Below are 23,633 nucleotides of genomic sequence, written 5' to 3' on the forward strand. Positions count from 1 at the left end.
AGCTTGCCTGTGTCCCCCTGATGTGGATCAGGAAGTCGTTGACGGGATCGCCACCGTCGGTGGGTACGAGCTGGAGTGCTTCCACAGCCTCCAGAGCTCTTTCCACCCTCGGGCGATCCGGCTCAGGCGCCTCAACGGAGTGTGTCCACTCCTCCAAGACGGGACGGATGGCCTCCCATGGCGGCGTCCCAGTGAAATGGCATCGGAACCATGGTTGGTCGATGTGGTCCAGTGTGAGCGTTCCGCCCCGTGTACCAGCTCGCATGAGTTGCCAGGACTGATCGGGGATCAGTCCTCCTCTATGTGAGCAGTGAGGAGCTAGAAGGCGCTAACTGATCTGGCCAGATAGCGCAGTTGACCTGCACCGTCTTGGTGGGCAACGGCTGCGAGCCGCCCACCTTCGACAAGTATTCGACTCGATCCTCACGGGCGTCGGTAGGCGGAGCGCTCGACACCGGCAACTGGATCACGCGTGATGGTCACGAAGGCCGGCGCCTCTGGATCGCCGGCCTCCAGCAGTGCGAAGAGGTCTACGTCGTGCTTGCAGAATCGATGCAGGTACTCGACGAAGAGCCGCAGCTCGTCCTCCGACAGGGGCTCGCCCTGGTTGCTGGTGTCCATGCGGCGACGATAGACGGATGCGGACACGGCTCCGGAGGGCCCTTCAGCCGCAGAGGTATGCACAGGTCACGAACTTCTGGCCGCGAGCTCAGCGATCCTTCGTCCACGAATAGTCCGCGGACGTGAAGTACTGCCGCTATTCGAGGACCTCATCATTGGCTACGGCGAGCACGAACGCGGATAGGTCTGCCTCCTGGGGCGGAACCCTGGTCGGATGTCGGCTCGCGTATGTCGAGTAGTAGTACTGAACACGTGCCCGGATCTTGGCCTCCTCCGGCCCGCAGGATGCCAGGCGAAACGTCACCTTGCCTGTTGGGCCTGTGGCCTGCATTGGGCGCCCCAAGCCGTCGAAGGCTTCGTGCACCTCACTCGCAGTGTCCAGAAGCTCGCTGGTGACCGACAGGTCATGGATGACGTCCATGCGTCCGTCGTCATCGAAGAGAAGCGCAGGGCTTATGGGCTCGCCGTGGACATCGTCTTGAGGGCGCGTCATCCCTCAAGTCTGCCTGGGCTGGGCTGTCTCCTGCCTACAAGGCTGCTGAATCGATCACCCATTAGGGTTCTGACCTGCGATGAAGACCTCATCTGGCGACGGGCTGCCAATCGCACCGGCCACAACTGTTCCTTACAGCTTGCACCGTCCATTGCTCCCAGTATCCTGACAGTAACATTCCGCAATAGCAGGAAGAAATCCGCCGCATGGCTCGACACGCGTTCTCACTCTACGAGGTCAAGATCCGCAAGTTCCGCTCCGGCGAGTACTTGCCTCTGGCGGCATTCGGTCCGAACCAGCGGGATCTCTTGCCCCTATATTCAGAGTTCCTGGATTCGGAACTCAAGGGGAAGGGGAAGCGAATCGACAAGAGTGAAAGATATCTTCGCCTAAAGGATTCGGAGACTGACTTTCGAACGATATGGTTCACAGTGGAATCGGGTCACTATGGAGTGACGGGGAAGGTGGTTGCCACCGACACTGGAAGTGACTCCTACGAAATCCAAAAGAGTGATGCGGCCTCTTACCCGGTTCGACAGGCCCTGATAATACCGAGCGTGGGTGAGTGTGCTCTGTGGGCCACGGAATTCGTCGGTCACACCTCGGCTTTTGGGGGCCTCTGCTCCTCTTTCAAAGATTGGTTTCGTGAAAAGTTCACCAGTCAACGGTATGTAATTGAAATTAACCATTTTCAGGATACGAATGCCTGGAATGAGTTCATCGATAGGGCGAGCCTCAAGGAAATAACATACGTAGTCCATCAGCAGGACTCAGATGGGGCAGTAGGGAGCCGTATTCAGGAGCATCGCGTAAAAGCCGCACGCAGGAGATTCCTTCCGGCCCCATGGATCAGGCAGGCGATGGAGAAACGGCTGGATTCCGACACCGTATTCTCCGTTAGGGTTCCCGATGCCGATGAAGTGCGGATGCAGATAGAGTCTGACGGTCAGGCGCGAACGATCGTGGTCGATCACGATCTGCCGCGGTTCATGTATGAGATCGAGGACGGTTCTGGCGGCACCCCCACGGATCAAAACTACAGGTCAGCAGTACTGTCAGAGGTAGGTGCTTCACTGGACTACATGCACGTCGATCGTAGGACGTGGCAGCAGTGAGAGCCTGAACCCGAGGGGGCGTCGTGAGTGAAAAGTGGGATACCCGCGACATCGCGAAAGCCCACTTTCGGACGTACACGAATGCGCAAACGGGAAAGAAGAGGGGCTCCGACTATATAGCGTTTATCGTCTTCCCCTTGCTCCTGGGCGTCCTTGCCTCGCTATTGCGGCACTGTGGCAGATTCGGGCTATATGACGTCTCTAAGTTCATTGGGGGAGTTGGTATCTTCACTGGCCTCCTCTTTGGGCTACTGACGAACGTGTTCACTCTAAGTCTTCGTTTGCAGCGTGACGATGATCTGGGTGAACACGACACTACAAAGAATGTGAAAGAGCTGTTCACCAACGTAAGCTGGGCTGTTCTAGTTGGGCTACTCTTGATTGTCCTTCTGGTTACGTGTAGCTCAGTCAGTGATCCTGAAAAGGCAGTACATTGGGCCTGGACGGGGATCCTGGTTACTGTATTCTTGCATCTGATTCTGACCGTTCTCATGAGCCTCAAGAGGCTGTGGCTAGCGCACTCCAAAATCTCCCTTCTGCCACCGAAGATTAAATAGAACCTGCGCTGCCCCACACGGTCGGTGGAGCGGCTTTGGGCCCCGACCTGAGCCGGGGCCTTGGAGATCAGCCCTCCTCGTTGCGCGCAGACTCGCGGCGGGCGGCCCACCGATCGATTTGGGCCAGCGTGTCGGCGGCGCGGTCGACGTTCTCACCGATGAAGGTCACGTAGCCCTTGCCCTGGCAGGCCCAGCAGTCGTCGCCCTGGTGGCTCGGGCAGGTCATCGTGAGGCCGCTCATGGTGTGCTCCCTAGGTCGGTGCCGTTGTCCTGATGGGCTCCGCCCAGCGCGGTTCTGGGAGGGCGTCAAGATGGAGCACTCCACGACTGAACGATCTTGGAGCCCTCCCAGGTTCGTGCTGTCCTTGGGCATCAGGACAGCGGTGCCGACCGGCAGCCACCCCCGCGACGCTCGATCCCACCCATGGCGTGAGGGGCTCCATCGGTGTCAACCCGCAACGCGCCCCACCCTCAGCTCTCCGGAGCTCCGCCGACCGCCCCTAGAGCCTGTCTGACAATTCCCGTCCAATCAGCGAGGTTCGGCTGAGTTGGCAATCGGGAGGTGCGCCGACCGTCCGGCGGGGATTACCGGGCAGGGCCTACGAACGGCGGGCCAGCAGATGGGCGTCGAGGAAGCCCCTTTCGGAGGCTGGATCGTGGAGCAACCGGGCGAAGGGAACGAGCCCGGCGTCGGCCAGCAGTTCGGCGAGGCGATCCGCCGGCCAGCTGTAGGCAGGTGCCACCTTGTGGTCGAAGCGGACCGGTTCTTGTTCGTCGGTCCCGAAGAAGGAGACCAGGAGCAGGCCATCCGGCGCCAGGACGCGTGCCTGCTCGGCGAGCAGCTCCGGCAGTTCTCCCGGAGGGGTGTGGATCATCGAGTAGTGGGCCAGTACGCCGCCGAGCGCGGCGTCCTCGATCGGCAGGGATTCCATCCGCGCCTCCTGGAAGCGCAGCGCCGGATGGGCCTGCCGGGCGTGGTCGATCATGCCGGGGGCGAGGTCGAGTCCGAAGGCGTCCAGGCCCAGTTCGTGCAGCATGGCTGTCAGATGTCCGGGACCGCACCCGACGTCCGCTGCCCGCGGGTTGCCCGTCGCGCGCACCAGTTCGGCGAAGGTGCCGATCATGGTCCGGGAGAAAGGCTGTGTCTCCAGCCGGTTTGCGAACAGCGATGCGTACAGCTCGACGACTCCGTCGTAGGCCGTCCTGGTCTCGTCCTGATGATTCACCACGGGCAGGACTCTATAGCCGGTCTGATAATTGATCTTGTGGCAGGTCGAGGTGAGTTGACGGATGCGGCATGGGGGCGGATAGAGCCCCTTTTGCCCCAGGTGGACGGACGGGGCCGTCCGTGGCGTGATCACCGGCAGGTGGTCCACGGCGTGCTGTGGCGGCTACGGACCGGGGCTCCTTGGCGCGACCTGCCCGAGCGGTATGGGCCGTGGCAGACCGTCTACGAGCGGTTCGCCCGCTGGGAGGCCGATGGCACGTGGGCGAAGCTGCTGGAGCATGTCCAGGTCCATGATGACGCGGGGGGCCGGGTGGAGTGGATCGTCGCCGTTGACTCCACGATCAACCGGGCCCACCAGCACGCCGCGGGCGCCCGTAAAAGGGGGACGCAGACAGGGACGAACTGGAAGATCCGGGCCGCTCGCAGGCGCATCAGGCACTCGGTCGGTCCCGGGGCGGGCTGACCACCAAGGTCCATCTCGCCGTCGACGGCCGGGGACTGCCGCTGTCGATCGTGCTCACACCCGGAAACGTCAACGACGCCACCGCGTTCGCCGATGTCCTCGACGGGGTCCGCACCCCGCGCGTCGGCACGGGCCGCCCGCGCACGACACCGGACCGTGTGCTGGGTGACAAGGCCTACTCCAGCAGGGCCATCCGTCATCTGCTGAGGCGTCGGGGCATCGCCGCCACGATCCCCGAGCGCCGCGACCAGGTGGCCAACGGTCGACGCAGGGGGCGCTTCGGTGGCCGGCCACCCGCCTTTGACAGGGAGATCTATCGCGACCGCAACGTGGTCGAACGATGCTTCGCTCGCCTCAAGCAGTTCCGTGCGATCGCAACCAGGTTCGACAAGCTCGCGGACCGCTACCGCGCGGGAGTCGTCCTAGCCTCCCTGATTCTCTGGCTCCGCGAAACGGCCAGGTGATCATTTGTCAGACAGGCTCTAGCGCGAGAGGGTTCGAGCCTTGCACCATGGCGAGACTGGCAAGTGACACGAGGGGGCCGGATGCGACGCAAGGCGGTTGGGCGACAGCTTCGGACGCTTGGACGTGGCAGGGTGCGCGTGGAAGAGGACGAGAAGGGCCACCAGTGGGTGACGTGCTCGGGCTGTCGCCTCAATGAGTACGCACCCGGTGTGTCCCCTGCGAAGTTCAGGGCGCGACAGCATGCGGACTCGTGTACTCGCTGAGCATGGTGTTGGAGATGCCCCGCTGGTTTTGGCTGGCGGGGCATCTCGTGCTCAGGTCCTCCTCGGGTGACGGCGGCGGGCGTCTGGCAGGGACCGGCGGCCACGCCGCAGCCCTGCCAGGGCGGCCTGGCCGCCGGCGCGCCGAAGGCGCGCCCTTGAGTAAGTAGAGAAGAGTTAGACCGGTCAGTCCCGGCGGCGAGCGGTCTCGTCCTCCGCGGTGATGCGGTACGAGAGTTGGGCTTGTCCCGCGCTGGTGCACAGCTCTTCGAGTACGAGCGGCTGGCCGTCGGCGGTCGCGGCCACCCGGTAGGTGATCAGAACCGGGGCAGTGTCGGAGGTGGCCATTGCGAGGGCGGTCCGTTCGCTTGGCAACGCACTCCGCGCGGTGACGTGCTCGGTCCACATCAGGTCGTGTCCCGCTGCGGCCAATGCGGCGTAGATCTTTGAAGGATCGGCGTCTGGCCGCTTAGCGAGAGTGGGGACTTGCTCGGCCACGTCGAACGGGATGAAGACGCGAAGTACTGCGCGGGTTCCTGTGATGGGGTCAGCGATCAAGTGCTCAGCGATGAAGACGGCTTCCTCGTCGCGCTCAAGGAGCGTGCCTACGAAGTCAGTTGCCTGGCCTCGGGTGACGGACGGTAGTTCCACCCGATCGGGAGTCCAGCCGACGAAAACACGCTTGCCCTTACGGGTCAGGCTCCGGTCCAGCACAGCGCTGGGCTCGGTGTGGGTCCGCACGAAGGAACCCAGGCCGTGCTGGCTGTCGACCAGGCCCATAGAGCGAAGTTCGGCGATGGCTGAGCGGACGGTGGGCCGAGAGACACCGTAGAGGGCCATGAGCTGACTTTCGCTCGGCAGCATGCTGCCCGGCTCATGCTCACCATCGGCGATTGCGCCAGCAATGCGCTCGGCCAGCTGCTTGTACATGGCTCCTGGCCGAACGATGTCCCCTGGCATGTTGTTGCTCCCCTGCGGAGGTGTGCTGTGCGGCTGCTTGGGCTGCACTCTAAGGGACTTCGCCCCACACTCGTCAGCTTAAGTGCTTGCTAAATCACGTCAAGCTGGGCCATGCTCGCTACTCATCAGGACGAGTCGCAAGTGCAAATCTCGCAACCTCGTCAAGATCGGGCAGAGAGGTATGAGCGCCTATGCAGAACATCCCCGTGGATGTCCGGAGACTCGGAACGCTGATGTGCGTGGTTCCACCCGAGCCGCGGGTCAACCAGGAGACCGGAGAGATACGCAAGGACCGTGACGGCAACTCGATCTACGTCGTCGGCGTCTCGGTCCGGCAGCAAGGCAACAGGCGCGCAGACGTGATTGAGGTGGCCGTGCCCGGCGAGCCCATGGGTATCGCTGAGGGAATACGGGTGACGGTGGCCGATCTGGTGGCCGTGGCGTGGGAGATCGACGGTCGCAAAGGAACATCGTTCAGAGCCTCAGCGGTCGTGCCCAACGGCGGGTCGGCTCCCGCCAGTGCTCCCGCCGGACGCACTAAGGCGGCTGGGGGCGAGGCGTAATGGCGCCCGACCTGGATTGGGACTGGCTGGCGTTACATGAGCGGCTGACCAACCTGGCCACGATCGCTCATGTTCTCGACACAACGTCGATGGACGATGCAACGCGCCACCTGGCCATGAAGCGCCTCGCTGATGACTGCCAGGAAGCCACCGACATCGCGCGGTTCCTCGTCGCTCGTACGAAGGGCGGTGACGACTGGTGGCGAACCGAGACGACAACGCGGTGAGAGCCCTGATGCGGGATCTACGCATTCTTGGGGGCTGCGACGCGCTGCTGAACTCACTCCAGGGCGGCGCCATCGTTCACGACCTGTTGGCACTTGCCGAGCGCCATGCCGAGTCGGCGGCCCACCATGCGCGTGAGGTCCGGCGTGCCCTTGCTCCCACTGAGCGGGGAGGTGATCACCAGTGACGGCAACCTTGATCGTGTGGATCGCATCCGCCCTGCTGTGCACGGGCCTGCTGACTCAGAGGTACTGGGAACCGAGGCTCAGCCGTCGACTGAGTGCCGTTCCGCTGCGGTGGTACCTCGTCGGTTTCCCGGTCACGGTCTGCCGGATGCGCTACACCTGGCGACGCCTGTGTCAGAACACAGACCTGGCCGTTGTCCGCCGGCCGCGCTACACCGTGATCGGACGCGACGCGATGGTCAGGGGAACGGCGTTGCGACCGATACCACCACGCCTTGGCGTGCCGAAAGTGATGTTCTCCGGGCTCTCGGTGCGTGTGGACCTGCATCCGGGACAGACTCCAGCGCAGTTCATCGCCGCGACGGAATCCTTCGCCCACGCATGGCGCGTCCACGCGGTGCGGGTGATCTCGCCGAAGCGTGGTGAGGTGCTCATCATCGCTACAGCGAGGGACCCACTTGCAGGTGATCCCGAGCGGCGCATGTTCCCCGCACCGCGGTTCATGGCTGCGGTGGTCGGTCGACTCGGGGACGGTTCTGCGTGGGTCATCGACTTCCGCAAGGTCCCGCATTGGCTGGTGATCGGGGCGACGCAGTCGGGAAAGTCCACACTCTTGGGCGCCCTTGTCAGCCAGTTGGGGTCGCAGGCGGTCGCCGTGGTGGGGATCGACTGCAAGGGCGGAATGGAGTTCTCGCTCTTCGCGAAGCGGCTTTCCGCGCTCGCTACAAACCGACGCGACGCCATCGGGCTGTTGCATGGCCTGATCGCGGAGGCTGAGGATCGCATGGCCGGGTGCCGGGCGGCTGGCGTCCGCTCTGTCTGGGAACTCGATCACGACGCACGCCCGCGGCCCATCGTCCTCTTGGTCGACGAAGTCGCAGAGCTCTACCTGTCCGGTGGCTCACTGATCGGACGCAAGGAAGCCGTGGAGTGCTCAACTGCTCTGCTGCGGTTGGCGCAGCTCGGTGCCGCCCTCGGCATTCACGTCGTCGTCGCGGCACAGCGGTTCGGCTCCGAACTAGGTCCCGGGGTTACTGCGCTGCGTGCCCAACTGGGTGGGCGGATCTGCCATCGCGTGAATGACGAATCGTCGGCTGAGATGGCTCTCGGGGATCTGTCACCAGACGCCATCGTGGTTGCCCAATCGATCTCTGAGGACGAACAGGGCGTCGCTGTGACGACAGCCGGCGGCTACTGGGTACGTGCCCGCTCCACGCTGCTGACCCCCGATGAGATCCGCCATTACGCAGCCAAAAATGCTCACCGCACGCCCGAACTGCCGGCTCTCACCGCGGCTATGCAGGCAGGGGGTGGCGCCACATGACTGAAGAACAGGCGCTGCCGATGGTCCTCTTCTTTGGGCTCGTCACGGTGCTGCTCGTCCGATCGCGTGAGGTCCCGTGGTGGGTTGCGGTCCTGATCGGCCTGTTCGGGCTCTACCTCGGGCAGACGCCGGCGGTCTTCATGATCTCTGAGCTCGTGAACTGGGTGTTCTCGCGATTCGCTGCGTGATCGGGTCGCTCCGTCGCGCACGACTACTCGCTTCTCGGCTGCGCAGTCCGAAGGGAGGTCCCTCTATGTACCGATTCCTCAAGCTCCTCATCGTGATCGCTCTCTTGGGCGTCGTCGTGGGCACGTGCTCGGGGCGGTCTTGACCCTCACGCGATCACCTCTGTCAAGGAGCACGGTGCGCCTCCATCCCCTCCGCTATTCACGCGCGGCAGTCCGCACGGCTGTCCCCACGGAAAGGTCACCGCCCCTGCATGCAGGACGTCACTACGGCGCGGCGCTCCGCCCTCGACCGAGCGGAGCGCCTGCGAAGACTCTCCGAAACCGAACAGGACTTGGTACGGCTGGCCAACGAACCGGGCTTCTGGCGCTGGCTCGAACAGATCAAGTCCACGGGTGGATGCGCCCACCCGATCTATCTCGCAGGCCACACCACAACCGCCCGCGCGACCACTGGCGAGGTGCTGAGCTGTTACGACACTGCCCCCGAGCCGGGAGGACGGCTAGCCGTTCGGTGCCGCAATCGCCGCGCCTCCCGCTGCCCGCCGTGCTCGTACCTCCACTCCGGAGACACGTTCCAGCTGGTCCGCTCTGGCCTTCTGGGTGGTAAGGGCACTCCGTCCTCGGTTGCTGAGCATCCGCGGCTGTTCGTCACGCTGACCGCCCCTTCTTTCGGCTCGGTCCATCGCGTCACTCACGGCGGCGAACTGTGTCGCGCTCGACGCGGCGGCGGGCAGTGCGAGCACGGGCGGGCCGTCGGCTGTGGCCTCAGGCATTCACGTGACGATCCGGCAGTAGGTCAGCCGCTCTGTCCCGACTGCTACGACTACTCCGCCCACGTGCTGTGGCACGCGCATGCGGGGGAGCTGTGGAATCGGACCACTCGAATGATCCGTCGGCACCTGGCCGGCGCGGGAGGCATCCCTCAGTCACGCGTCGGCGAGCATCTGCGGCTGAGCTTCGCCAAGGTCGCCGAGTATCAACAGCGAGGCGCTGTCCACTTCCATGCCGTCGTCCGCCTGGACGGTCCGAACGGGCCTGATTCGCCTCCGCCTGCCTGGACCACAGCAAGACTGCTCTCGGCGGCTGTGCGTTCCGCAGCGGCTGCGGCAGAGGTACTGATGCCTTATGTGTTCGGACTCGGCGAGCACACCTTCCGCTGGGGCGCTCAACTCGACGTACATGCCATACGTCGAGCCTTCGATGACGGACCAGTGACTGATCAAGCCGTTGCTGCCTACGTCGCCAAGTACGTGTCTAAGAGCGTCGGGGATGCGGGCGGCTGCGATCGTCCGGTTACTTCGTCCGAAGAGATTGCACTGCTTCCCGTGTCTGCGCATACGCGGGCGCTCATGGGCACCTGCTGGCGGCTCGGCAGACTCCCCGAGCTCGACCATCTTCGGCTCAGAAGCTGGGCTCACACGCTTGGCTACCGCGGGCATGCCCTCACGAAATCCCGCCGTTACTCCACGACGTACGGGGAGCTACGTGACGCGCGCACTTCGCATAAGGGCGGCCTCGGGCAGGAGCCGATTGCCGGGGCCCCGGATGTCATCACGGTTTCGGCCTGGCGCTATGTCGGCTCCGGTCACACCGCTGCACAGGCGGAGATCGCGGCAGGCATTGCGGAGGACCGTGCTCAACTGAGGGCGATTCTTTACGAGGAACGGTGTGCCGGGGGGAGCGCTTCCGTTGGCGTCGCGGCCTGACCGTGAGGCTGAGCGCGCGTACCACCTGGAGCGGGTCTGCTCCCGGTTCCCAAGAGAGATCACCGCAGAGAGCGCGAGGCGACTCGCGGAGCTGCTTCGCCCTTCACCTGAGGACCAACGAGAAGGCGAAGGGGACCCGCCATAGCGAGTCCCCTAGATTCCACGGCCTGAAGCCGGAGACGTTCCCGCGCGGCCCTCCCGGCGTCGGTCAACCCGCCGCCCTGCGCATACCTCACAGCCCAGGGCTACCGGACCGGACCCGCTACCGTCAGGTGAACAACCCCAACATCACCCAATCAAGACCGGTAGCCGCACTTGCTCGCGGACTGAGGTGGCTACCGGACGACCAGACCAGCGCAGCGCCATTTCGTTCGCCGTGGAAATTCATATGCGTGGCCATGTACTAGACGGCTAGCGCTTTTGGCGGGTTGTTCCGTCGTCATCCAAAGCATTTTGAGCAGCAGAAATGAAAGTATCGAGCTGCCGTGAGATGGCTTGCTCGTATTCACCTAGTTCGCGGTAGAGTTTGCGCATAAACTCCCTCATTGCATCCTCGGCGAGCCGTTCATTGGGCTGAGAGGAATGCGACGCAAGCACGCCGATGTTCATTCGGATCTTTTCGGTGATCTTTTCGATCTCCCTCGCTGACCTTGACGCAGCGGGAGGGCCGAGCAGCGCAATTTCTTCCCAGGTAAGCCTGAGTTTTTCGATTGCAGATTGAGCCTGCTCGTTCTGCTCGTGGCTGACCCTATTCATGTACAACAGGGTTGGGGTTTGAATCTCTAGCCACGATGGGATGGATCTCTGGACTTCGACCGTACATGCAACGAATTGTTGGAATGCTTTCGCCCGCGGTTCCCGTCGAAGCTTCCGATGTTCGGCGCGTGCCGAGATGCGCGCAATCTCACGCTGTGTTCGGCTTGCGGCAAGGGCCGTCAAGAAGGATGACGAGGCTCCCACCAGGCTACCTAGAAGCGCCGCTGTTGCCGCATCCATGACCCCAACCAGTTCCTGCGCTTGGCGCTCTCCGTCAGCATCTTACTTAGGAATCAATGTACGACACTAGTAACGATGAGGGGTGCTGGCTTGGGCGGGTTCCCCGGCCAACGGTGCCGCCTTCGCTGCTACAGTGCCCCCGCCTTTCTTGCCGCCTCCTCCCGCTCCGCTTTCTCCTTTCTCTGCTCTGCCTCGATCTTTTGCCTTGCTCGCTTCTTACGTGCCCGCGGTTCAACCAATGGTGATGTTTCCTCAACCTCTGCTTTACGCTCGGTAAGTTCATCCACTTTGGCGACACCCTCCTCTTCGTTAAGCGAAAGCAGCCGGATGTCATAGTACGAAGTTCGCAGGGCGCCAAAGCGGATGGCAGCCAGCCGATGAGCTTCTGCCTGCCCCTTGAGGCCGAGCTGTGCGTCTAGAGCAATGGCAGCAGCGCCAATCGCACTAAGCGCCCCTGCGACGTAGGCCCACCAGGTGCCGGTTTTCGCAGCAGCCAAAAGTGTCCCTCCAGCCAGTGCGCCCGAGACAGCGCCCAACCCATTAAGCACTGCGGAAAAAACTCGATAATGATGGTGTGACAGCTGATGCTCACGCGCCCGCTCATTGCATCCAGTGGTGTGCTGACGTGCGCGCTTCTGAAAATCCAGTGGTGCCTCACTCATACATCCAGCGTAGGTCGACGCGAGGCGGTACACCACTTGAGGTAAGTCAGGCATAAACCCAATTGAGTCACTAATTTCGATCTTTCGTGACGGTCCGTCGGTTTCTTCGGCGGGCCGTTCCGGTTGTTCGGGTCGGTGGTGGGCACGTTGATGGCCCGGCTGTCGCGTCGGGTGGACGCCGGGTTCCACGGCTCCGGTCGGGGTGGTGCTGGTTGCAGGGGCGGGAACGCACTGGTCAGCCGGGGTACTTCGCTTACCTGACCACCCGTCGGAGGGCCCACTTCATGAAAGCGCGAGGCTAGAGCGGATTTGGATCGATATCTACGCGCCCAAAGTCGAACTGCGGCCCCTTGGACGAGCCTTCATCGATGATCACAGCGTGGAAGATGAAGCGCAGTACCGCATTCATGCGGTCGTACTCCTTGGCTTCCTCTAAGCGCGTCCAGTTCAGCCGCGCGTTCGGGCCCGTCAGTCCCCGCAATGTCTCGGCCGTGGGTCGCACCACTAGCTTCTGCTCGATCTTGGCGACGCGATCCTCAATCGTCTTCTTCATGCTCCGGTACTCGCGGGTCCGCAGCTCACGCTTGTCCCACATGTCCCGGAGTTCGGCGAGCTCTTCGCGGTCCGCTTCGATTGACGCTTGATCGTCCTCCGATAGAACGGCGGCCTCTTCCTCCCCCGTCACGCTGAGGCGTTCGAGGAGCTTGACTGCCGCGTCCGTCACGAAGCGCTGGAGCGGTGCGCCGCTCACCGCGCGGTAGCAACGCCGGGAGTCCGTGCGGGCCTTGCGGTTACACATGTAGTTTCCGCCGCTACCACCCATGTGGTTACCGCATGCCTTGCATGTGACCAGACCTCGAAGGATGTACGGGTGCTTTGGGGCGTACTTACCCTCGCTCGCGGCGGCACGGTAGCCCCTTCGGGCTTGGGCCTCGTCCCACCTTCCGCGCTTGATGATCGCGGGCCAACTGCCCTTACCGATGACCTCGCCGCGGTAGACACGAAGGCCTGCGACATGGTGGCTCGACAGAATTGCCTCGACGTTCGAGGGGTTCCATTCGCCTCCAAGCGCCGTGCGCTCGTTCCGCTGGTTGAGGTCGCCGGCCAGTGCGGTGGTCGACTCCCCGCTCAGGAAGCGCCGGAAGATCTCGCGCACGATCTTGGCCTCGGCATCAATGACGGTCGTCCCGCTCTTGTCGTAGCCGTACCGGCGCTTGCCTGTGTGCGGCTTGCCATCCCTGGCGCGTTCGACCAATGCGTCTTTGAGGCGACGGGAGGTGTCATCGCTGGATCGGCAAGCGTGGGCCACTTCGATGCGGAGGAAGAACCGGTCATCGGGGTCGGAGAGCTCTCGACGGTTGGCCTGACCGTGCAGCGTGATGTTCTGTACGTCCGAGATCTGCAACAGCTCTTCGAGGTCGTGAGGCTGACGCATGAGCCGGTCCGGGTGGTACGCGAGGATGTGGCGGACGCGGCCGGATCGCGCGGCCTCTAAGAGCTCGTCCCACCCTTTGCGCTTCCGGTTCCGCTGCCACGCAGACCTGTTGTTGTCCACATAGATCATGTCGTGGGCGACCGTGACACCTAGCCGTTCCGCGATGTCACGGCAGATACGCTCTTGTCGGTCGACGCCCGTTTGGTCGTCATCGTTCACGTGGGAGATCCGGCAATAGATCGCTGCCGGTTCCCCAGTCCAGTCGGTCCGCCCGCGCTTGGCCTGCTGTGTTTCGGTAATCCGGGCCAACTTGCGTAGTCGAGCCGAGTCGCTTGTGACCTGCGATATCTCGTTGACCGGGTCCATGCCAAAACACTATGAAGGAACCATGACCACGCTCAAGTCGAAGCTCCAGGAAGACCTCACCGCCGCGATCAGGGGGCGTGACGAGCTGCGCTCCTCGACGCTCCGGCTGACCCTGACGGCGATCACGAAGGAGGAGGTCTCGGGCAAGACGGCCCGCGAGCTCTCCGACGACGAGGTGCAGAAGGTGATCGCCCGCGAGGCGAAGAAGCGCCGCGAGGCCGCCGAGGCCTTCGCCGACGGCGGCCGCGCCGAGCAGGCCGCGAAGGAGAAGGCGGAGGGCGAGATCCTCGCCGAGTACCTGCCGAAGCAGCTCTCCGAGGACGAGCTCCAGGCGATCGTCGCCCAGGCCGTTGAGGAGGCGAAGGCCGCCGGCGCCGAGGGGCCGCGCGCCATGGGCCAGGTCATGAAGATCGTGAACCCGAAGGTCGCGGGCCTGGCCGAGGGCGGCCGCGTCGCCGCCGCGGTCAAGAAGCTGCTCGCCGGCTGAGCACGGACGGTTCAGTAAAGGCTTCAGCAAAGACGTCAGTAAAGACGTCAGTAAAGACTGCTGAGCAGCCACTCGGTGAATCGCGTACGCGAATGAGGGCGCCCCCTGAAGTCAGGGGGCGCCCTCATTCGCGTACGTACTGAGTACTAAAGGGAGGAGCTAGCGGCCCCAGCCGCCGATCCCGCCCCCGTTGCCGTTCCCGCCGTTTCCGCCGCCGCCGATGACGTCCGGCGGGAGGGAGATGTCCGGCCAGGGATCGCCGCCACCGCCGCCGTCACCGTTGCCTCCGCCGTCGTTTCCACCGCCGCCGCCCGGCTTGGGGTCGTCGTGGGGCTTGTCCTTGTCCCTGTCTTTGTTGCCGTCCGGGATGTGGACGGTGTTGAAGCCCGGTGCGGGCTTGCCCGCGAGGGCGCCGCTCATCGCGTCGCGCCAGATCGGGCCCGGCACCTCGCCACCGAAGACCTTGCCGTACGGGACCCCGCCGATGGTGATGTCGACCATCTGCCGCTTGTGCTGCGGGTCGCCGACCCAGACCGCGCCCGACATGTTCGGCGTGTAGCCGACGAACCAGGCGGCGTAGCGGAAGTCGGTCGTACCGGTCTTGCCCGCGCTCGGGCGGGAGCCGAGGCCCGCCTGCTGGCCCGTGCCGTCCTCGACCACGCCCTTCAGGAGCGTGTTGATCGTGTCGGCGGTCTTCTGCGACATCGCACGCGAGCACGACGACTTCGGCACCGGCAGCGACTTGCCGCCCGGAGCGGAGATCGACTCGATGGCGATGGGCGTGCAGTACTTGCCGCGCGCGGCGAACGTCGCGTACGCGCTCGCCATCGTCAGTGGTGACATCTCCTGGGTGCCGAGTGCGATCGACGGCGCCTGGTCCATCTTCTTGCCGTCGGCCCGCTCGACGCCCATCTTCTTGGCCATCTTCGTCACCGGGCAGATCCCGATGTCGCCGATCATCTCCACGAAGTAGGTGTTGACCGACTTCGCGGTCGCTTCCTTCATGGCGTAGGGGCCGACCTCGGTCTCGTTCTCATTGGTGAGCTTCGCGCCGCCGGAGTTCACCCACTCCTTGCCGTCGCATGCCGAGACACGCTCCGGATACGGCATCTCGTACGGCGAGCCGTAGCTCTTCGTAGGAGGCATGCCGCCCTCCAGGGCGGCTGCCGCGACGATGGGTTTGAAAGTCGAACCCGGCTGGTAACCCGCGCCGCCCCGCATGTTCTGGTCCACGGACAGATTCATCGAGGTCTCGTTGGCCTTGAGGTTGATGCCGTAGGGCCGCGACTGGCCCATGCCCAGGATCTTGCCGGTGCCCGGCTCGACGATGGTGGCCGCCGTCGCCACGTCGTCGGTCTGGTTGACGTGATCCTTTATCGAGGCCTGCACGGATTCCTGCGCCTGCGGGTCGAGCGTCGTCTTGATCCGCAGACCGCCCTGGTTCCAGATCTTGGCCCGGTCCTCCTTGGTCTTGCCGAAGGCCGGGTCGGAGTGGAAGACCTCGCGTACGTAGTCACAGAAGAACCCGGCGCCGCTGACCGCCGTGATGCAGCCGTTCTTCGGCTTGCTCACCTTCAGGCCGAGCGGCTTCTTCTTCGCCGCCTCGGCCTCCGTCTGCGTGATGTCGTGCGTCTCCGCCATCCGCTGGATGACGACGTTGCGGCGCTTGGTGGCTTCCTGTGCGTCGTTGACCGGGTCGTACCGGCTGGGGGACTGCACGATGCCGGCGAGCAGCGCGGCTTCCTGGATCTTCAGGTCCTTGGCCGGCTTGGAGAAGTACCGCCGGGACGCGGCCTCGACGCCGTACGCCTGCTGCCCGAAGTAGGTGATGTTCAGGTAGTTGCTGAGGATGCGCTTCTTGCCGAGCTTGTCCTCGACCTGGATCGCGTACTTCAACTCGCGGATCTTGCGCCCGAGCGTCTGCTGGGTGGCCTCGGCGACCTTCGTCGGGTCGTCACCGGCCTCCTCCACGAAGACGTTCTTCACGTACTGCTGGGTGAGCGTGGACGCGCCCTGGGCGACGCCGCCGCTCTGCGCGTTCTGGTTCAGCGCGCGCAGGATGCCCTTCGCGTCGACCGCGCCGTGTTCGTAGAAGCGGGCGTCCTCGATCGCGACGATCGCCTTCTGCATGTACGGCGAGATCTCCTTGAGCGGCACCACGGTGCGGTCACGTGAGTAGACCGTCGCGATCGCACCGCCCTTGGCGTCCAGGATCGTGGTGCGCTGACTCAGCGGCGGCTGCTTCAAGTTGGCGGGGATCTCGTCGAACCCCTCGACCGAACCCTTGGCCGCGAGGCCGAGCGCACCGGCCGCGGGCAGGGCGATCCCGGCCAGCACCGCTCCCGCGAGGACGCTGACACCTAGGAACTTCGCGGCCTGCTGAGTTGGTGACAGACCACCGCCGGAGCGCTTCTTTCCCATGAGGGCAGCCTAATCCGTAGTCAACGGCGTTCCGAGGGAGCGGGTGTTCCTCGGGATGTTCGAGTGCCGGATCGTGACATCGGAGAGCAGCAGCCGCCCGCTCTCGTGCCCACGTTCTGATTCGCCGGACAGGCCTCAATGCCTTGGCCTAAGCTGCTCTCAACTGTCACAGCAGTGCGGTTCAGCAACAACCCCGCCGTCATCCCCGAATCTGACGAGGGGGCACCTCCGGCTCCTGGAGAGCTTGAGGGAGTGTCCGAATTCGCCTTATGCGCCATCCGGTGCCCGTTGTGACTCAACTGAAATGCCCGCTTATGCCGGGTTCCTCACGCATGTCGCCAGCTCACTCCGTCGGGTGATCTGCCGCTTACGCATAGTCCGTTCGGGCCATTCAAGATTGGGCCCGAAGGGGGTGTTGCGCTGTCGCCACCTTCCGTAACGTCCTCAACTGGCGGCGGTGAATATGCCGCTGCCGCCGTGGGGGAGCCTCGATTCGGGAGAGGACGGCGCCGGTATGGGCTGGGTAACCGACTGGAGTGCGCAGGCGGCCTGCCGCACTACCGATCCAGATGAACTGTTCGTTCAAGGAGCAGCGCAGAACAGGGCCAAGGCGGTGTGCACCGGCTGCCCGGTGCGGACCGAGTGCCTGGCCGACGCGCTGGACAACCGCGTCGAGTTCGGCGTGTGGGGTGGTATGACCGAGCGGGAGCGCCGCGCACTGTTGCGCAGGCGTCCCACCGTCACCTCATGGCGCCGGCTGCTTGAGACGGCGCGCTCCGAGTACGAGCGTGGCGCGGGCCTGCTGCCCGTGGACTTGGAGGACGACGAGACGTACGAGAGCTACGCGGCGGTGGGATAGGCCGCGGTGGGACAGACCACCGCGGCGGTGGGATAGACCCGCCGCTCAGGCAGCTCCGGCCGGATCACCATCAGCACCGGCCGCGAGCCGGTCACCGATGGCCCGAAGGCCTGCCAGGTCATGCACATCACCCGGCAGAGCGGTCACTTCGGCCACGGCCACCTCGGGGTGGAGCGCGGTGAAACGGTCGCGTGTGCGCTGTTCGCGCGCGAGCAACTGCATACGTTCGGCGTGCAGCCGCAGCAGACCGGCGGTCAGCTGCTCGACGGACGGCTCCGTGGCCGACGTGGCCGACCGAGGGGCCGGCAGCGGCTCGGCCGACGGCTCATGAAGTTCAGAAGGTGCGGGATTCTCAGGGCTTTCGGATGTCTTGGGAGTCTCGGAGGTCTCGGGAGTCTCGGGGGAGTCGGCGAGAGCCTCGTAGGAGGTACGCCCTCCAACCTTCCCGTCCCCCTGATCCACAATGCGGCTCTCATCAAGATTTTCCGCGGCGGCAAGCGCGAGATCTTCCGCGGCGGCAAGCGCCCGCTCGGCCGTGAGCCGGGCGGCGCCGCTGCTGTGCACCCGGTTCAGCACGAGACCGGCGAGCGGCATGTCGTCGGCGGCCAGCCGCTCCACGAAGTACGCCGCCTCACGCAGCGCGTCCCGCTCCGGCGACGCCACCACGAGGAATGCCGTGCCGGGCGCCTGCAGCAGCCGGTACGTGGCGTCCGCGCGGGTGCGGAAACCGCCGAACATGGTGTCCATCGCGGCCACGAACGTCTGCACGTCACGCAGCAGTTGACCGCCGAGCAGCTTGCCCAGGGCCCCCGTCATCATCGACATGCCCACGTTCAGGAACTTCATCCCGGCCCGGCCGCCCACCTTCGCGGGAGCCATGAGCAGCCGGATCAGCTTCCCGTCCAGGAACGAACCGAGGCGCTTCGGGGCGTCAAGGAAGTCGAGGGCCGAGCGCGAGGGCGGGGTGTCGACGACGATCAGATCCCACTCGTCGCGGGAGCGCAGCTGCCCCAGCTTCTCCATCGCCATGTACTCCTGCGTGCCCGCGAAGCCCGCCGAAAGCGACTGGTAGAAGGGGTTGTTGAGGATCGCGCTCGCCCGCTCCTTGTCCGCGTGCGCCTCGACGATCTCGTCGAAGGTGCGCTTCATGTCGAGCATCATCGCGTGCAACTCGCCCGCGCCGGAGGAGCTCTCGATGGACTTGACCCGCCGCGGCACATTGTCGAGCGAGTCGATCCCCATGGACTGCGCGAGCCTGCGCGCCGGGTCGATGGTGAGGACCACGACCTTGCGGCCCCGTTCCGCGGCACGCAGACCGAGCGCGGCCGCCGTGGTCGTCTTGCCGACGCCTCCGGAGCCGCAGCACACGACGATGCGGGTCTTCGGGTCGTCGAGCAGCCTGTCCACGTCGAGGCTGCGGGCCGGGTCGAGAGGGCGTACCGGGTCGGTGCGTGCCGGGTCAGGGGTGCGTGCCGGGTCGGGCGTCGTCATGCGATCCCTTGCTTCCGCAGTTCCGTCGCGAGGTCGTAGAGCCCCGCCAGGTCCATCCCCCCTGCAAGCAGCGGGAGTTCGTGCGAGGGCAGGCCGAGATCGCCGAGCACGGCCCGCTGGTCGCGCTCCAGGGCGTACCGCTCGGCGTACTCGGCGGCCTGCTCCAGGAGCGGGTCGACCAGCCGCTCCGCGTTGCCGCCGCGCCGGGCGCCGCCGAGGCCCGCGGCCGACAGGGACTTGGCGATGGCCGCCCGCGGGGTCTGCCCAAGGCCCAGTTCGAGCGAGGCCTCGTCGAGCAGGGCGGGCCGCACCATGTTCACGATCACCCGCCCCACGGCGAGCTTCGCCGCCCGCAGCTCGGCGATCCCGTCGGCGGTCTCCTGGACCGGCATCTCCTCGAGCAGCGTCACCAAGTGCACCGCCGTCTCAGGGGACTTGAGGACCCGCATCACGGCCTGCGCCTGGTTGTGTATCGGCCCGATCTTGGCGAGCCCCGCCACCTCGTCGTTCACGTTCAGGAAGCGCGTGATGCGCCCGGTCGGTGGGGCGTCCATCACCACACAGTCGTACGTGAAACGCCCGCTCTTCTCCTTGCGGCGTACGGCCTCGCAGGCCTTGCCCGTCAGCAGGACGTCCCGCAGGCCCGGTGCGATGGTGGTGGCGAAGTCGATGGCGCCGAGCTTCTTGAGCGCGCGTCCGGCGCCCCCCAGCTTGTAGAACATCTGGAGGTAGTCGAGGAGCGCGAGCTCGGGGTCGATGGCGAGGGCGTACACCTCCCCGCCCCCCGGAGCGACGGCGATCTTCCGCTCCTCATAGGGCAACGCTTCGGTCTCGAAGAGCTGCGCGATGCCCTGTCTGCCCTCGACCTCCACGAGAAGGGTGCGCTTGCCCTTCGTCGCGAGGGCGAGCGCTAGGGCGGCGGCCACCGTGGTCTTGCCGGTACCACCCTTGCCGCTGACGACCTGGAGCCTGCTCACACTTGTGAGCCTAACCAGTCCCCGTCCGGGCTACGCAGGAGGCCACCGTGAGCAGCGCCTCACAGCGGCTAGAGTCGGCCATATGACCAAGTGGGAATACGCAACCGTGCCGCTGCTCGTCCATGCCACGAAGCAGATTCTGGACACCTGGGGCGAGGACGGCTGGGAGCTCGTCCAGGTCGTGCCCGGGCCGAACAACCCTGAGCAGCTCGTGGCCTACCTGAAGCGGGAGAAGCAGGCATGAGCGGCGTCGTGGACGCTCGCCTCGCCGAGCTCGGACTGACCCTGCCGGAGGTGGTGCCGCCGCTGGCGACCTACCAGCCGGCCGTACAGTCCGGTGTGTACGTGTACACCTCGGGGCAGCTCCCGATGGTGGAGGGCAAGCTTCCGGTGACCGGCAAGGTCGGCGCCGAGGTGACCCCGGAGGAGGCCAAGGACCTGGCCCGCACCTGCGCCCTGAACGCGCTCGCCGCGGTGAAGTCCCTCATCGGCGACCTGGACCGGGTCGCACGCGTCGTGAAGGTCGTCGGCTTCGTCGCCTCGGCCCCCGACTTCACGGGCCAGCCCGGCGTGATCAACGGCTCGAGCGAGCTGCTCGGCGAGGTCCTCGGCGACAAGGGCGTGCACGCCCGCAGCGCCGTGGGCGTGGCGGTCCTGCCGCTGGACGCGCCGGTCGAGGTCGAGATCCAGGTGGAACTGACCGAGGCGTGAGGGCTGCGCGGGGGCGGTTTTTGGTCTCCTGGAGCGCCCGATAGTTGCCTCTCGAACATCAGCCCGCCAGGGGATAGCCTCCGCCCATGGCTAATGGGCAGTGGTATCCCCCGGAGTGGCCCGACCGCATCCGGGCGCTGAGCAGCGGCGAACTGACGCCGGCGACTCCGCGCCGGGCCGCCACGGTCATGCTCCTGAGGGACTCCGCGGCGGGCCCCGCCGTACACATGCTGCGCAGACGCGCCTCCATGGCCTTCGCCGGAGGCGCGTACGCGTATCCGGGCGGCGGAGTGGACCCGCGCGACGACGACCACCTGGTCCGCTGGGCGGGCCCCTCCCTCGCGTCGTGGGCGGCGCGGCTCGGCGTGGACGAGCCGGGCGCCCAGGCGATCGTGTGCGCCGCCGTCCGCGAGACGTACGAGGAGGCGGGCGTGCTGCTGGCCGGGCCGAGCCCCTCGACCGTCGTCGGCGACACGACGGGTGAGGACTGGGAGGCCGACCGCGAGGCGCTGGTGGCCCGCGAGCTGTCCTTCGCGGAGTTCCTGGACCGCCGGGGTCTTGTCCTCCGTAGTGACCTGCTTGGTGCCTGGGCGCGGTGGATCACTCCGGAGTTCGAGCCGAAGCGGTACGACACGTTCTTCTTCGTGGCGGTGCTTCCGGAGGGGCAGCGCACGCGCAACGCCTCTACGGAGGCGGACCGTACGGTGTGGATCGCTCCCGGGAAGGCTACGGAGGGGTACGACAACGGCGAGCTCCTGATGATGCCACCGACCATCGCGACCCTGCGCCAGCTGAGCCGGTACGGGTCCGCGGCGGACGCCCTGGCCGCCGCCCCGGAGCGGGACCTGACCCCGGTCCTGGCCCAAGCGCGCCTGGAGAACGGCGAGTTGACCCTGACCTGGCCAGGTCACGAGGAGTTCACCAAACACATCTCTACGGGCGAGCCCGAGTGAACCTCGGTGCCCGCCCCTCTCCCACCCGCAGCGTCACTCCACCCCACCCGAACGGGAGTAACCCCGCATGACCGAAGCCGCCGCCCTTCCCGGACAGCCCCGGGGTGGAGTTCTCAGCGGTCGCGCAACGGCCCGCGCCGTCAACGTGCTCGCGCCCAACGCGTCCGCGATGACCCTCGACGGCACCAACACCTGGATCGTCGCGGAGCCGGACTCCGGGCTCGCTGTCGTCATCGACCCGGGCCCCCTGGACGACGCGCACCTCCAGAACGTCATTGCCACCGCCGAGAAGGCCGGTCAGCGCGTGGCCCTGACCCTCCTCACCCACGGCCACCCCGACCACGCGGAGGGCGCCGCCCGCTTCGCCGAGCTGACCGGCAGCAACGTGCGGGCCCTCGACCCGGCGCTGCGTCTCGGCGACGAAGGCCTCGCCGCGGGTGACGTGATCACGACGGGCGGCCTGGAGCTGCGCGTCGTGCCGACGCCGGGCCACACCGCGGACTCCCTGTGCTTCCATCTCCCGGCCGATCAGTCCGTCCTGACGGGGGATACGGTCCTGGGCCGCGGTACGACGGTCGTGGCGCATCCTGACGGCCGCCTGGGGGACTATCTGGACTCGCTGCGCCGCCTCAGGTCCCTGACGGTCGACGACGGCGTGCACACGGTCCTGCCGGGCCACGGACCGGTTCTGGAGGACGCGCAGGGCGCCGTCGAGTTCTACCTCGCGCACCGCGCGACCCGCCTGGCCCAGGTGGAGACGGCCGTCGAGAACGGCCACGTGGCCCCCGCGGACGTCGTCTCCCACGTGTACGCGGACGTCGACCGCTCCCTGTGGCCGGCGGCGGAACTCTCGGTCCGTGCCCAGCTGGACTACCTGCGGGAGCACGGCCTGATCTGACGGCCCGGTTCAGGGCCGCGGCGCCGCCCCACGAACACCGCCAGCGGCGGTTTGCCCTGCCCAACCTCTCCACCCGCCCGATCACCCTGCGGGGCAATCGGGCGGGTGGGCGGGAAAAGCCTGTGCGGCAAGCACAGATGGGGCCCAGCCTCAAAAGAGACGGAACCCCATCCACGTAAGACACAGCGTCAGCGCACCGGCGTCAGCGAGACCGCTTCGCCAACCGCTCCACATCCAGCAAGATCACCGCGCGAGCCTCAAGCCGCAGCCACCCGCGCCCGGCGAAGTCCGCGAGCGCCTTGTTGACCGTCTCGCGGGAGGCGCCGACCAGCTGGGCCAGCTCTTCCTGCGTGAGGTCGTGCACGACGTGGATGCCCTCCTCGGACTGCACACCGAAGCGGCGCGACAGGTCGAGGAGCGCGCGGGCCACACGCCCGGGCACGTCGGAGAAGACCAGGTCGGACATCTGGTCGTTGGTCTTGCGCAGGCGCCGGGCGACGGCACGCAGCAGCGCGGCGGCCACCTCGGGCCGCGCGTTCAGCCACGGCTGGAGGTCGCCGTGCCCCAGGCCGAGCAGCTTGACCTCGGTGAGGGCGGAGGCGGTTGCCGTACGCGGACCCGGGTCGAACAGCGAGAGCTCTCCGATGAGCTCGCCGGGACCGAGCACCGCGAGCATGTTCTCGCGCCCGTCGGGTGAGGTCCGGTGGAGCTTCACCTTGCCCTCGGTGACCACATAAAGGCGGTCTCCGGGGTCGCCCTCATGGAACAGAGCATCCCCGCGCGCGAGCGTCACCTCACTCATGGAGGCGCGGAGCTCCGCGGCCTGCTCGTCATCGAGCGCCGCGAAGAGCGGGGCGCGCCGCAGAACGTCGTCCACGAGTTCTCTCCTTGTCGACCTGCATCAGGGGACCGTGCTCCCCATTTTGCCGGACGGTCCAAACAGTGTGATCTGTCACAAGGATGCCGTACTGGTGTCGCATGCCATGCAGGAGGGGGCCAATTGGGGGCCCATCCATGGGGTCAG

The 23,633-nt window shown here is 65.8% G+C and carries 27 protein-coding genes; 14 read left to right on the plus strand and 13 right to left on the minus strand.

Annotated elements, in window-relative coordinates; all coding sequences use genetic code 11:
* Positions 1 to 423: 423 nt before the first annotated feature.
* Positions 424 to 621, minus strand: coding sequence for a hypothetical protein (locus AB0G47_RS25370; protein WP_360774105.1), 198 nt, complete (start codon positions 619 to 621; stop codon positions 424 to 426).
* A gap of 136 nt (positions 622 to 757) precedes the next feature.
* A complete protein-coding gene (locus AB0G47_RS25375; RefSeq protein ID WP_360774108.1) occupies positions 758 to 1,114 on the minus strand; it encodes a hypothetical protein in 357 nt (118 codons plus the stop codon).
* 206 nt (positions 1,115 to 1,320) lie between these two features.
* On the opposite strand from AB0G47_RS25375, the gene AB0G47_RS25380 reads away from it, so the two are divergent.
* Both AB0G47_RS25380 and AB0G47_RS25385 read left to right on the plus strand, forming a co-directional pair.
* Positions 1,321 to 2,229, plus strand: a complete 909-nt coding sequence (locus AB0G47_RS25380) for a hypothetical protein (protein ID WP_360774111.1) — start codon at positions 1,321 to 1,323, stop codon at positions 2,227 to 2,229.
* A gap of 23 nt (positions 2,230 to 2,252) precedes the next feature.
* The gene (locus AB0G47_RS25385; protein WP_360774114.1) at positions 2,253 to 2,786 is read left to right on the plus strand and encodes a hypothetical protein; all 534 of its coding nucleotides are present in this window, start codon (positions 2,253 to 2,255) and stop codon (positions 2,784 to 2,786) included.
* Between the two features lie 67 nt (positions 2,787 to 2,853).
* Here the strand turns inward: AB0G47_RS25385 and AB0G47_RS25390 are convergent, their stop codons facing one another.
* Together AB0G47_RS25390 and AB0G47_RS25395 are read right to left on the minus strand one after the other, a co-directional pair.
* On the minus strand, positions 2,854 to 3,027 hold the full coding sequence (locus tag AB0G47_RS25390) for a hypothetical protein (RefSeq protein ID WP_360774116.1): 174 nt from the start codon (positions 3,025 to 3,027) through the stop codon (positions 2,854 to 2,856).
* 358 nt (positions 3,028 to 3,385) lie between these two features.
* Positions 3,386 to 4,015, minus strand: coding sequence for a class I SAM-dependent methyltransferase (locus tag AB0G47_RS25395; RefSeq protein ID WP_055702157.1), 630 nt, complete (start codon positions 4,013 to 4,015; stop codon positions 3,386 to 3,388).
* Between AB0G47_RS25395 and AB0G47_RS25400 the strand changes: the two genes are divergently transcribed.
* Positions 4,004 to 4,941, plus strand: a protein-coding gene (locus AB0G47_RS25400; RefSeq protein ID WP_360774119.1) for an IS5 family transposase whose coding sequence is annotated in 2 segments (ribosomal slippage) — positions 4,004 to 4,409 and positions 4,409 to 4,941 — 939 coding nt in all. Because the reading frame shifts where the segments join, the coding sequence is not laid out codon by codon here. The two genes, AB0G47_RS25395 and AB0G47_RS25400, sit on opposite strands and share 12 nt — an antisense overlap.
* Positions 4,942 to 5,388: 447 nt before the next feature.
* On the opposite strand, the gene AB0G47_RS25405 is transcribed toward AB0G47_RS25400, so the two are convergent.
* Positions 5,389 to 6,132 (minus strand): GntR family transcriptional regulator, encoded by a 744-nt coding sequence (locus AB0G47_RS25405; protein WP_360774122.1) that lies wholly within the window; start codon positions 6,130 to 6,132, stop codon positions 5,389 to 5,391.
* Positions 6,133 to 6,353: 221 nt separating this feature from the next.
* On the opposite strand from AB0G47_RS25405, the gene AB0G47_RS25410 reads away from it, so the two are divergent.
* Entirely contained in the window at positions 6,354 to 6,725 is a 372-nt protein-coding gene (locus AB0G47_RS25410) for a hypothetical protein (RefSeq protein ID WP_360774125.1), read from the plus strand.
* Positions 6,725 to 6,952, plus strand: a complete 228-nt coding sequence (locus AB0G47_RS25415; protein ID WP_360774128.1) for a hypothetical protein — start codon at positions 6,725 to 6,727, stop codon at positions 6,950 to 6,952. The genes AB0G47_RS25410 and AB0G47_RS25415 overlap by 1 nt, the downstream gene beginning before the upstream one ends.
* A gap of 53 nt (positions 6,953 to 7,005) precedes the next feature.
* Here the strand turns inward: AB0G47_RS25415 and AB0G47_RS25420 are convergent, their stop codons facing one another.
* The gene (locus AB0G47_RS25420) at positions 7,006 to 7,131 is read right to left on the minus strand and encodes a hypothetical protein (protein WP_360774131.1); all 126 of its coding nucleotides are present in this window, start codon (positions 7,129 to 7,131) and stop codon (positions 7,006 to 7,008) included.
* Positions 7,132 to 7,133: 2 nt separating this feature from the next.
* Here AB0G47_RS25420 and AB0G47_RS25425 point away from each other — a divergent pair, with 2 nt between their 5' ends.
* From AB0G47_RS25425 to AB0G47_RS25435, 3 genes are all read left to right on the plus strand, one after another.
* On the plus strand, positions 7,134 to 8,459 hold the full coding sequence (locus AB0G47_RS25425) for an FtsK/SpoIIIE domain-containing protein (RefSeq protein WP_360774134.1): 1,326 nt from the start codon (positions 7,134 to 7,136) through the stop codon (positions 8,457 to 8,459).
* On the plus strand, positions 8,456 to 8,647 hold the full coding sequence (locus AB0G47_RS25430) for a hypothetical protein (RefSeq protein WP_360774137.1): 192 nt from the start codon (positions 8,456 to 8,458) through the stop codon (positions 8,645 to 8,647). Before AB0G47_RS25425 ends, AB0G47_RS25430 begins: the two co-directional genes overlap by 4 nt.
* 251 nt (positions 8,648 to 8,898) lie before the next feature.
* Entirely contained in the window at positions 8,899 to 10,353 is a 1,455-nt protein-coding gene (locus AB0G47_RS25435; RefSeq protein ID WP_360774140.1) for a replication initiator, read from the plus strand.
* A gap of 411 nt (positions 10,354 to 10,764) precedes the next feature.
* Here the strand turns inward: AB0G47_RS25435 and AB0G47_RS25440 are convergent, their stop codons facing one another.
* From AB0G47_RS25440 to AB0G47_RS25450, 3 genes are all read right to left on the minus strand, one after another.
* Positions 10,765 to 11,109: a hypothetical protein gene (locus AB0G47_RS25440; protein ID WP_360774143.1), complete on the minus strand. Its 345-nt coding sequence runs from the start codon at positions 11,107 to 11,109 to the stop codon at positions 10,765 to 10,767.
* 368 nt (positions 11,110 to 11,477) lie between these two features.
* A complete protein-coding gene (locus AB0G47_RS25445; protein ID WP_360774146.1) occupies positions 11,478 to 12,011 on the minus strand; it encodes an SLATT domain-containing protein in 534 nt (177 codons plus the stop codon).
* 298 nt (positions 12,012 to 12,309) lie between these two features.
* A complete protein-coding gene (locus AB0G47_RS25450; RefSeq protein ID WP_360774149.1) occupies positions 12,310 to 13,812 on the minus strand; it encodes a recombinase family protein in 1,503 nt (500 codons plus the stop codon).
* 22 nt (positions 13,813 to 13,834) lie between these two features.
* Here AB0G47_RS25450 and AB0G47_RS25455 point away from each other — a divergent pair, with 22 nt between their 5' ends.
* Positions 13,835 to 14,299 carry a GatB/YqeY domain-containing protein gene (locus tag AB0G47_RS25455; protein ID WP_360774152.1) on the plus strand — a complete coding sequence of 155 codons (465 nt, stop codon included), beginning with the start codon at positions 13,835 to 13,837 and terminating at the stop codon, positions 14,297 to 14,299.
* Between the two features lie 159 nt (positions 14,300 to 14,458).
* Here the strand turns inward: AB0G47_RS25455 and AB0G47_RS25460 are convergent, their stop codons facing one another.
* The gene (locus AB0G47_RS25460) at positions 14,459 to 16,720 is read right to left on the minus strand and encodes a transglycosylase domain-containing protein (RefSeq protein ID WP_360774155.1); all 2,262 of its coding nucleotides are present in this window, start codon (positions 16,718 to 16,720) and stop codon (positions 14,459 to 14,461) included.
* Positions 16,721 to 17,234: 514 nt separating this feature from the next.
* Here AB0G47_RS25460 and AB0G47_RS25465 point away from each other — a divergent pair.
* Positions 17,235 to 17,579 carry a WhiB family transcriptional regulator gene (locus AB0G47_RS25465; protein WP_167828965.1) on the plus strand — a complete coding sequence of 115 codons (345 nt, stop codon included), beginning with the start codon at positions 17,235 to 17,237 and terminating at the stop codon, positions 17,577 to 17,579.
* Positions 17,580 to 17,624: 45 nt separating this feature from the next.
* On the opposite strand, the gene AB0G47_RS25470 is transcribed toward AB0G47_RS25465, so the two are convergent.
* Both AB0G47_RS25470 and AB0G47_RS25475 read right to left on the minus strand, forming a co-directional pair.
* Positions 17,625 to 19,070 carry an ArsA family ATPase gene (locus tag AB0G47_RS25470; protein WP_360774158.1) on the minus strand — a complete coding sequence of 482 codons (1,446 nt, stop codon included), beginning with the start codon at positions 19,068 to 19,070 and terminating at the stop codon, positions 17,625 to 17,627.
* On the minus strand, positions 19,067 to 20,047 hold the full coding sequence (locus AB0G47_RS25475) for an ArsA-related P-loop ATPase (protein ID WP_360774161.1): 981 nt from the start codon (positions 20,045 to 20,047) through the stop codon (positions 19,067 to 19,069). Before AB0G47_RS25475 ends, AB0G47_RS25470 begins: the two co-directional genes overlap by 4 nt.
* Positions 20,048 to 20,129: 82 nt before the next feature.
* On the opposite strand from AB0G47_RS25475, the gene AB0G47_RS25480 reads away from it, so the two are divergent.
* The 4 genes from AB0G47_RS25480 to AB0G47_RS25495 all read left to right on the plus strand — a co-directional run bounded on the left by AB0G47_RS25480 (position 20,130) and on the right by AB0G47_RS25495 (position 22,609).
* Positions 20,130 to 20,291 (plus strand): DUF4177 domain-containing protein, encoded by a 162-nt coding sequence (locus AB0G47_RS25480; protein ID WP_003975360.1) that lies wholly within the window; start codon positions 20,130 to 20,132, stop codon positions 20,289 to 20,291.
* Positions 20,288 to 20,758 (plus strand): RidA family protein, encoded by a 471-nt coding sequence (locus tag AB0G47_RS25485; RefSeq protein WP_360774164.1) that lies wholly within the window; start codon positions 20,288 to 20,290, stop codon positions 20,756 to 20,758. The genes AB0G47_RS25480 and AB0G47_RS25485 overlap by 4 nt, the downstream gene beginning before the upstream one ends.
* A gap of 86 nt (positions 20,759 to 20,844) precedes the next feature.
* Positions 20,845 to 21,711 carry an NUDIX hydrolase gene (locus AB0G47_RS25490; protein WP_360774167.1) on the plus strand — a complete coding sequence of 289 codons (867 nt, stop codon included), beginning with the start codon at positions 20,845 to 20,847 and terminating at the stop codon, positions 21,709 to 21,711.
* 67 nt (positions 21,712 to 21,778) lie between these two features.
* Positions 21,779 to 22,609, plus strand: coding sequence for an MBL fold metallo-hydrolase (locus AB0G47_RS25495; protein WP_360774170.1), 831 nt, complete (start codon positions 21,779 to 21,781; stop codon positions 22,607 to 22,609).
* A gap of 202 nt (positions 22,610 to 22,811) precedes the next feature.
* Here the strand turns inward: AB0G47_RS25495 and AB0G47_RS25500 are convergent, their stop codons facing one another.
* Positions 22,812 to 23,486, minus strand: coding sequence for a Crp/Fnr family transcriptional regulator (locus AB0G47_RS25500; RefSeq protein ID WP_016642758.1), 675 nt, complete (start codon positions 23,484 to 23,486; stop codon positions 22,812 to 22,814).
* Positions 23,487 to 23,633: the final 147 nt, after the last annotated feature.

The sequence above is a fragment of the Streptomyces sp. NPDC021622 genome, assembly GCF_040640795.1.
Classification (GTDB): Bacteria; Actinomycetota; Actinomycetes; order Streptomycetales; family Streptomycetaceae; genus Streptomyces.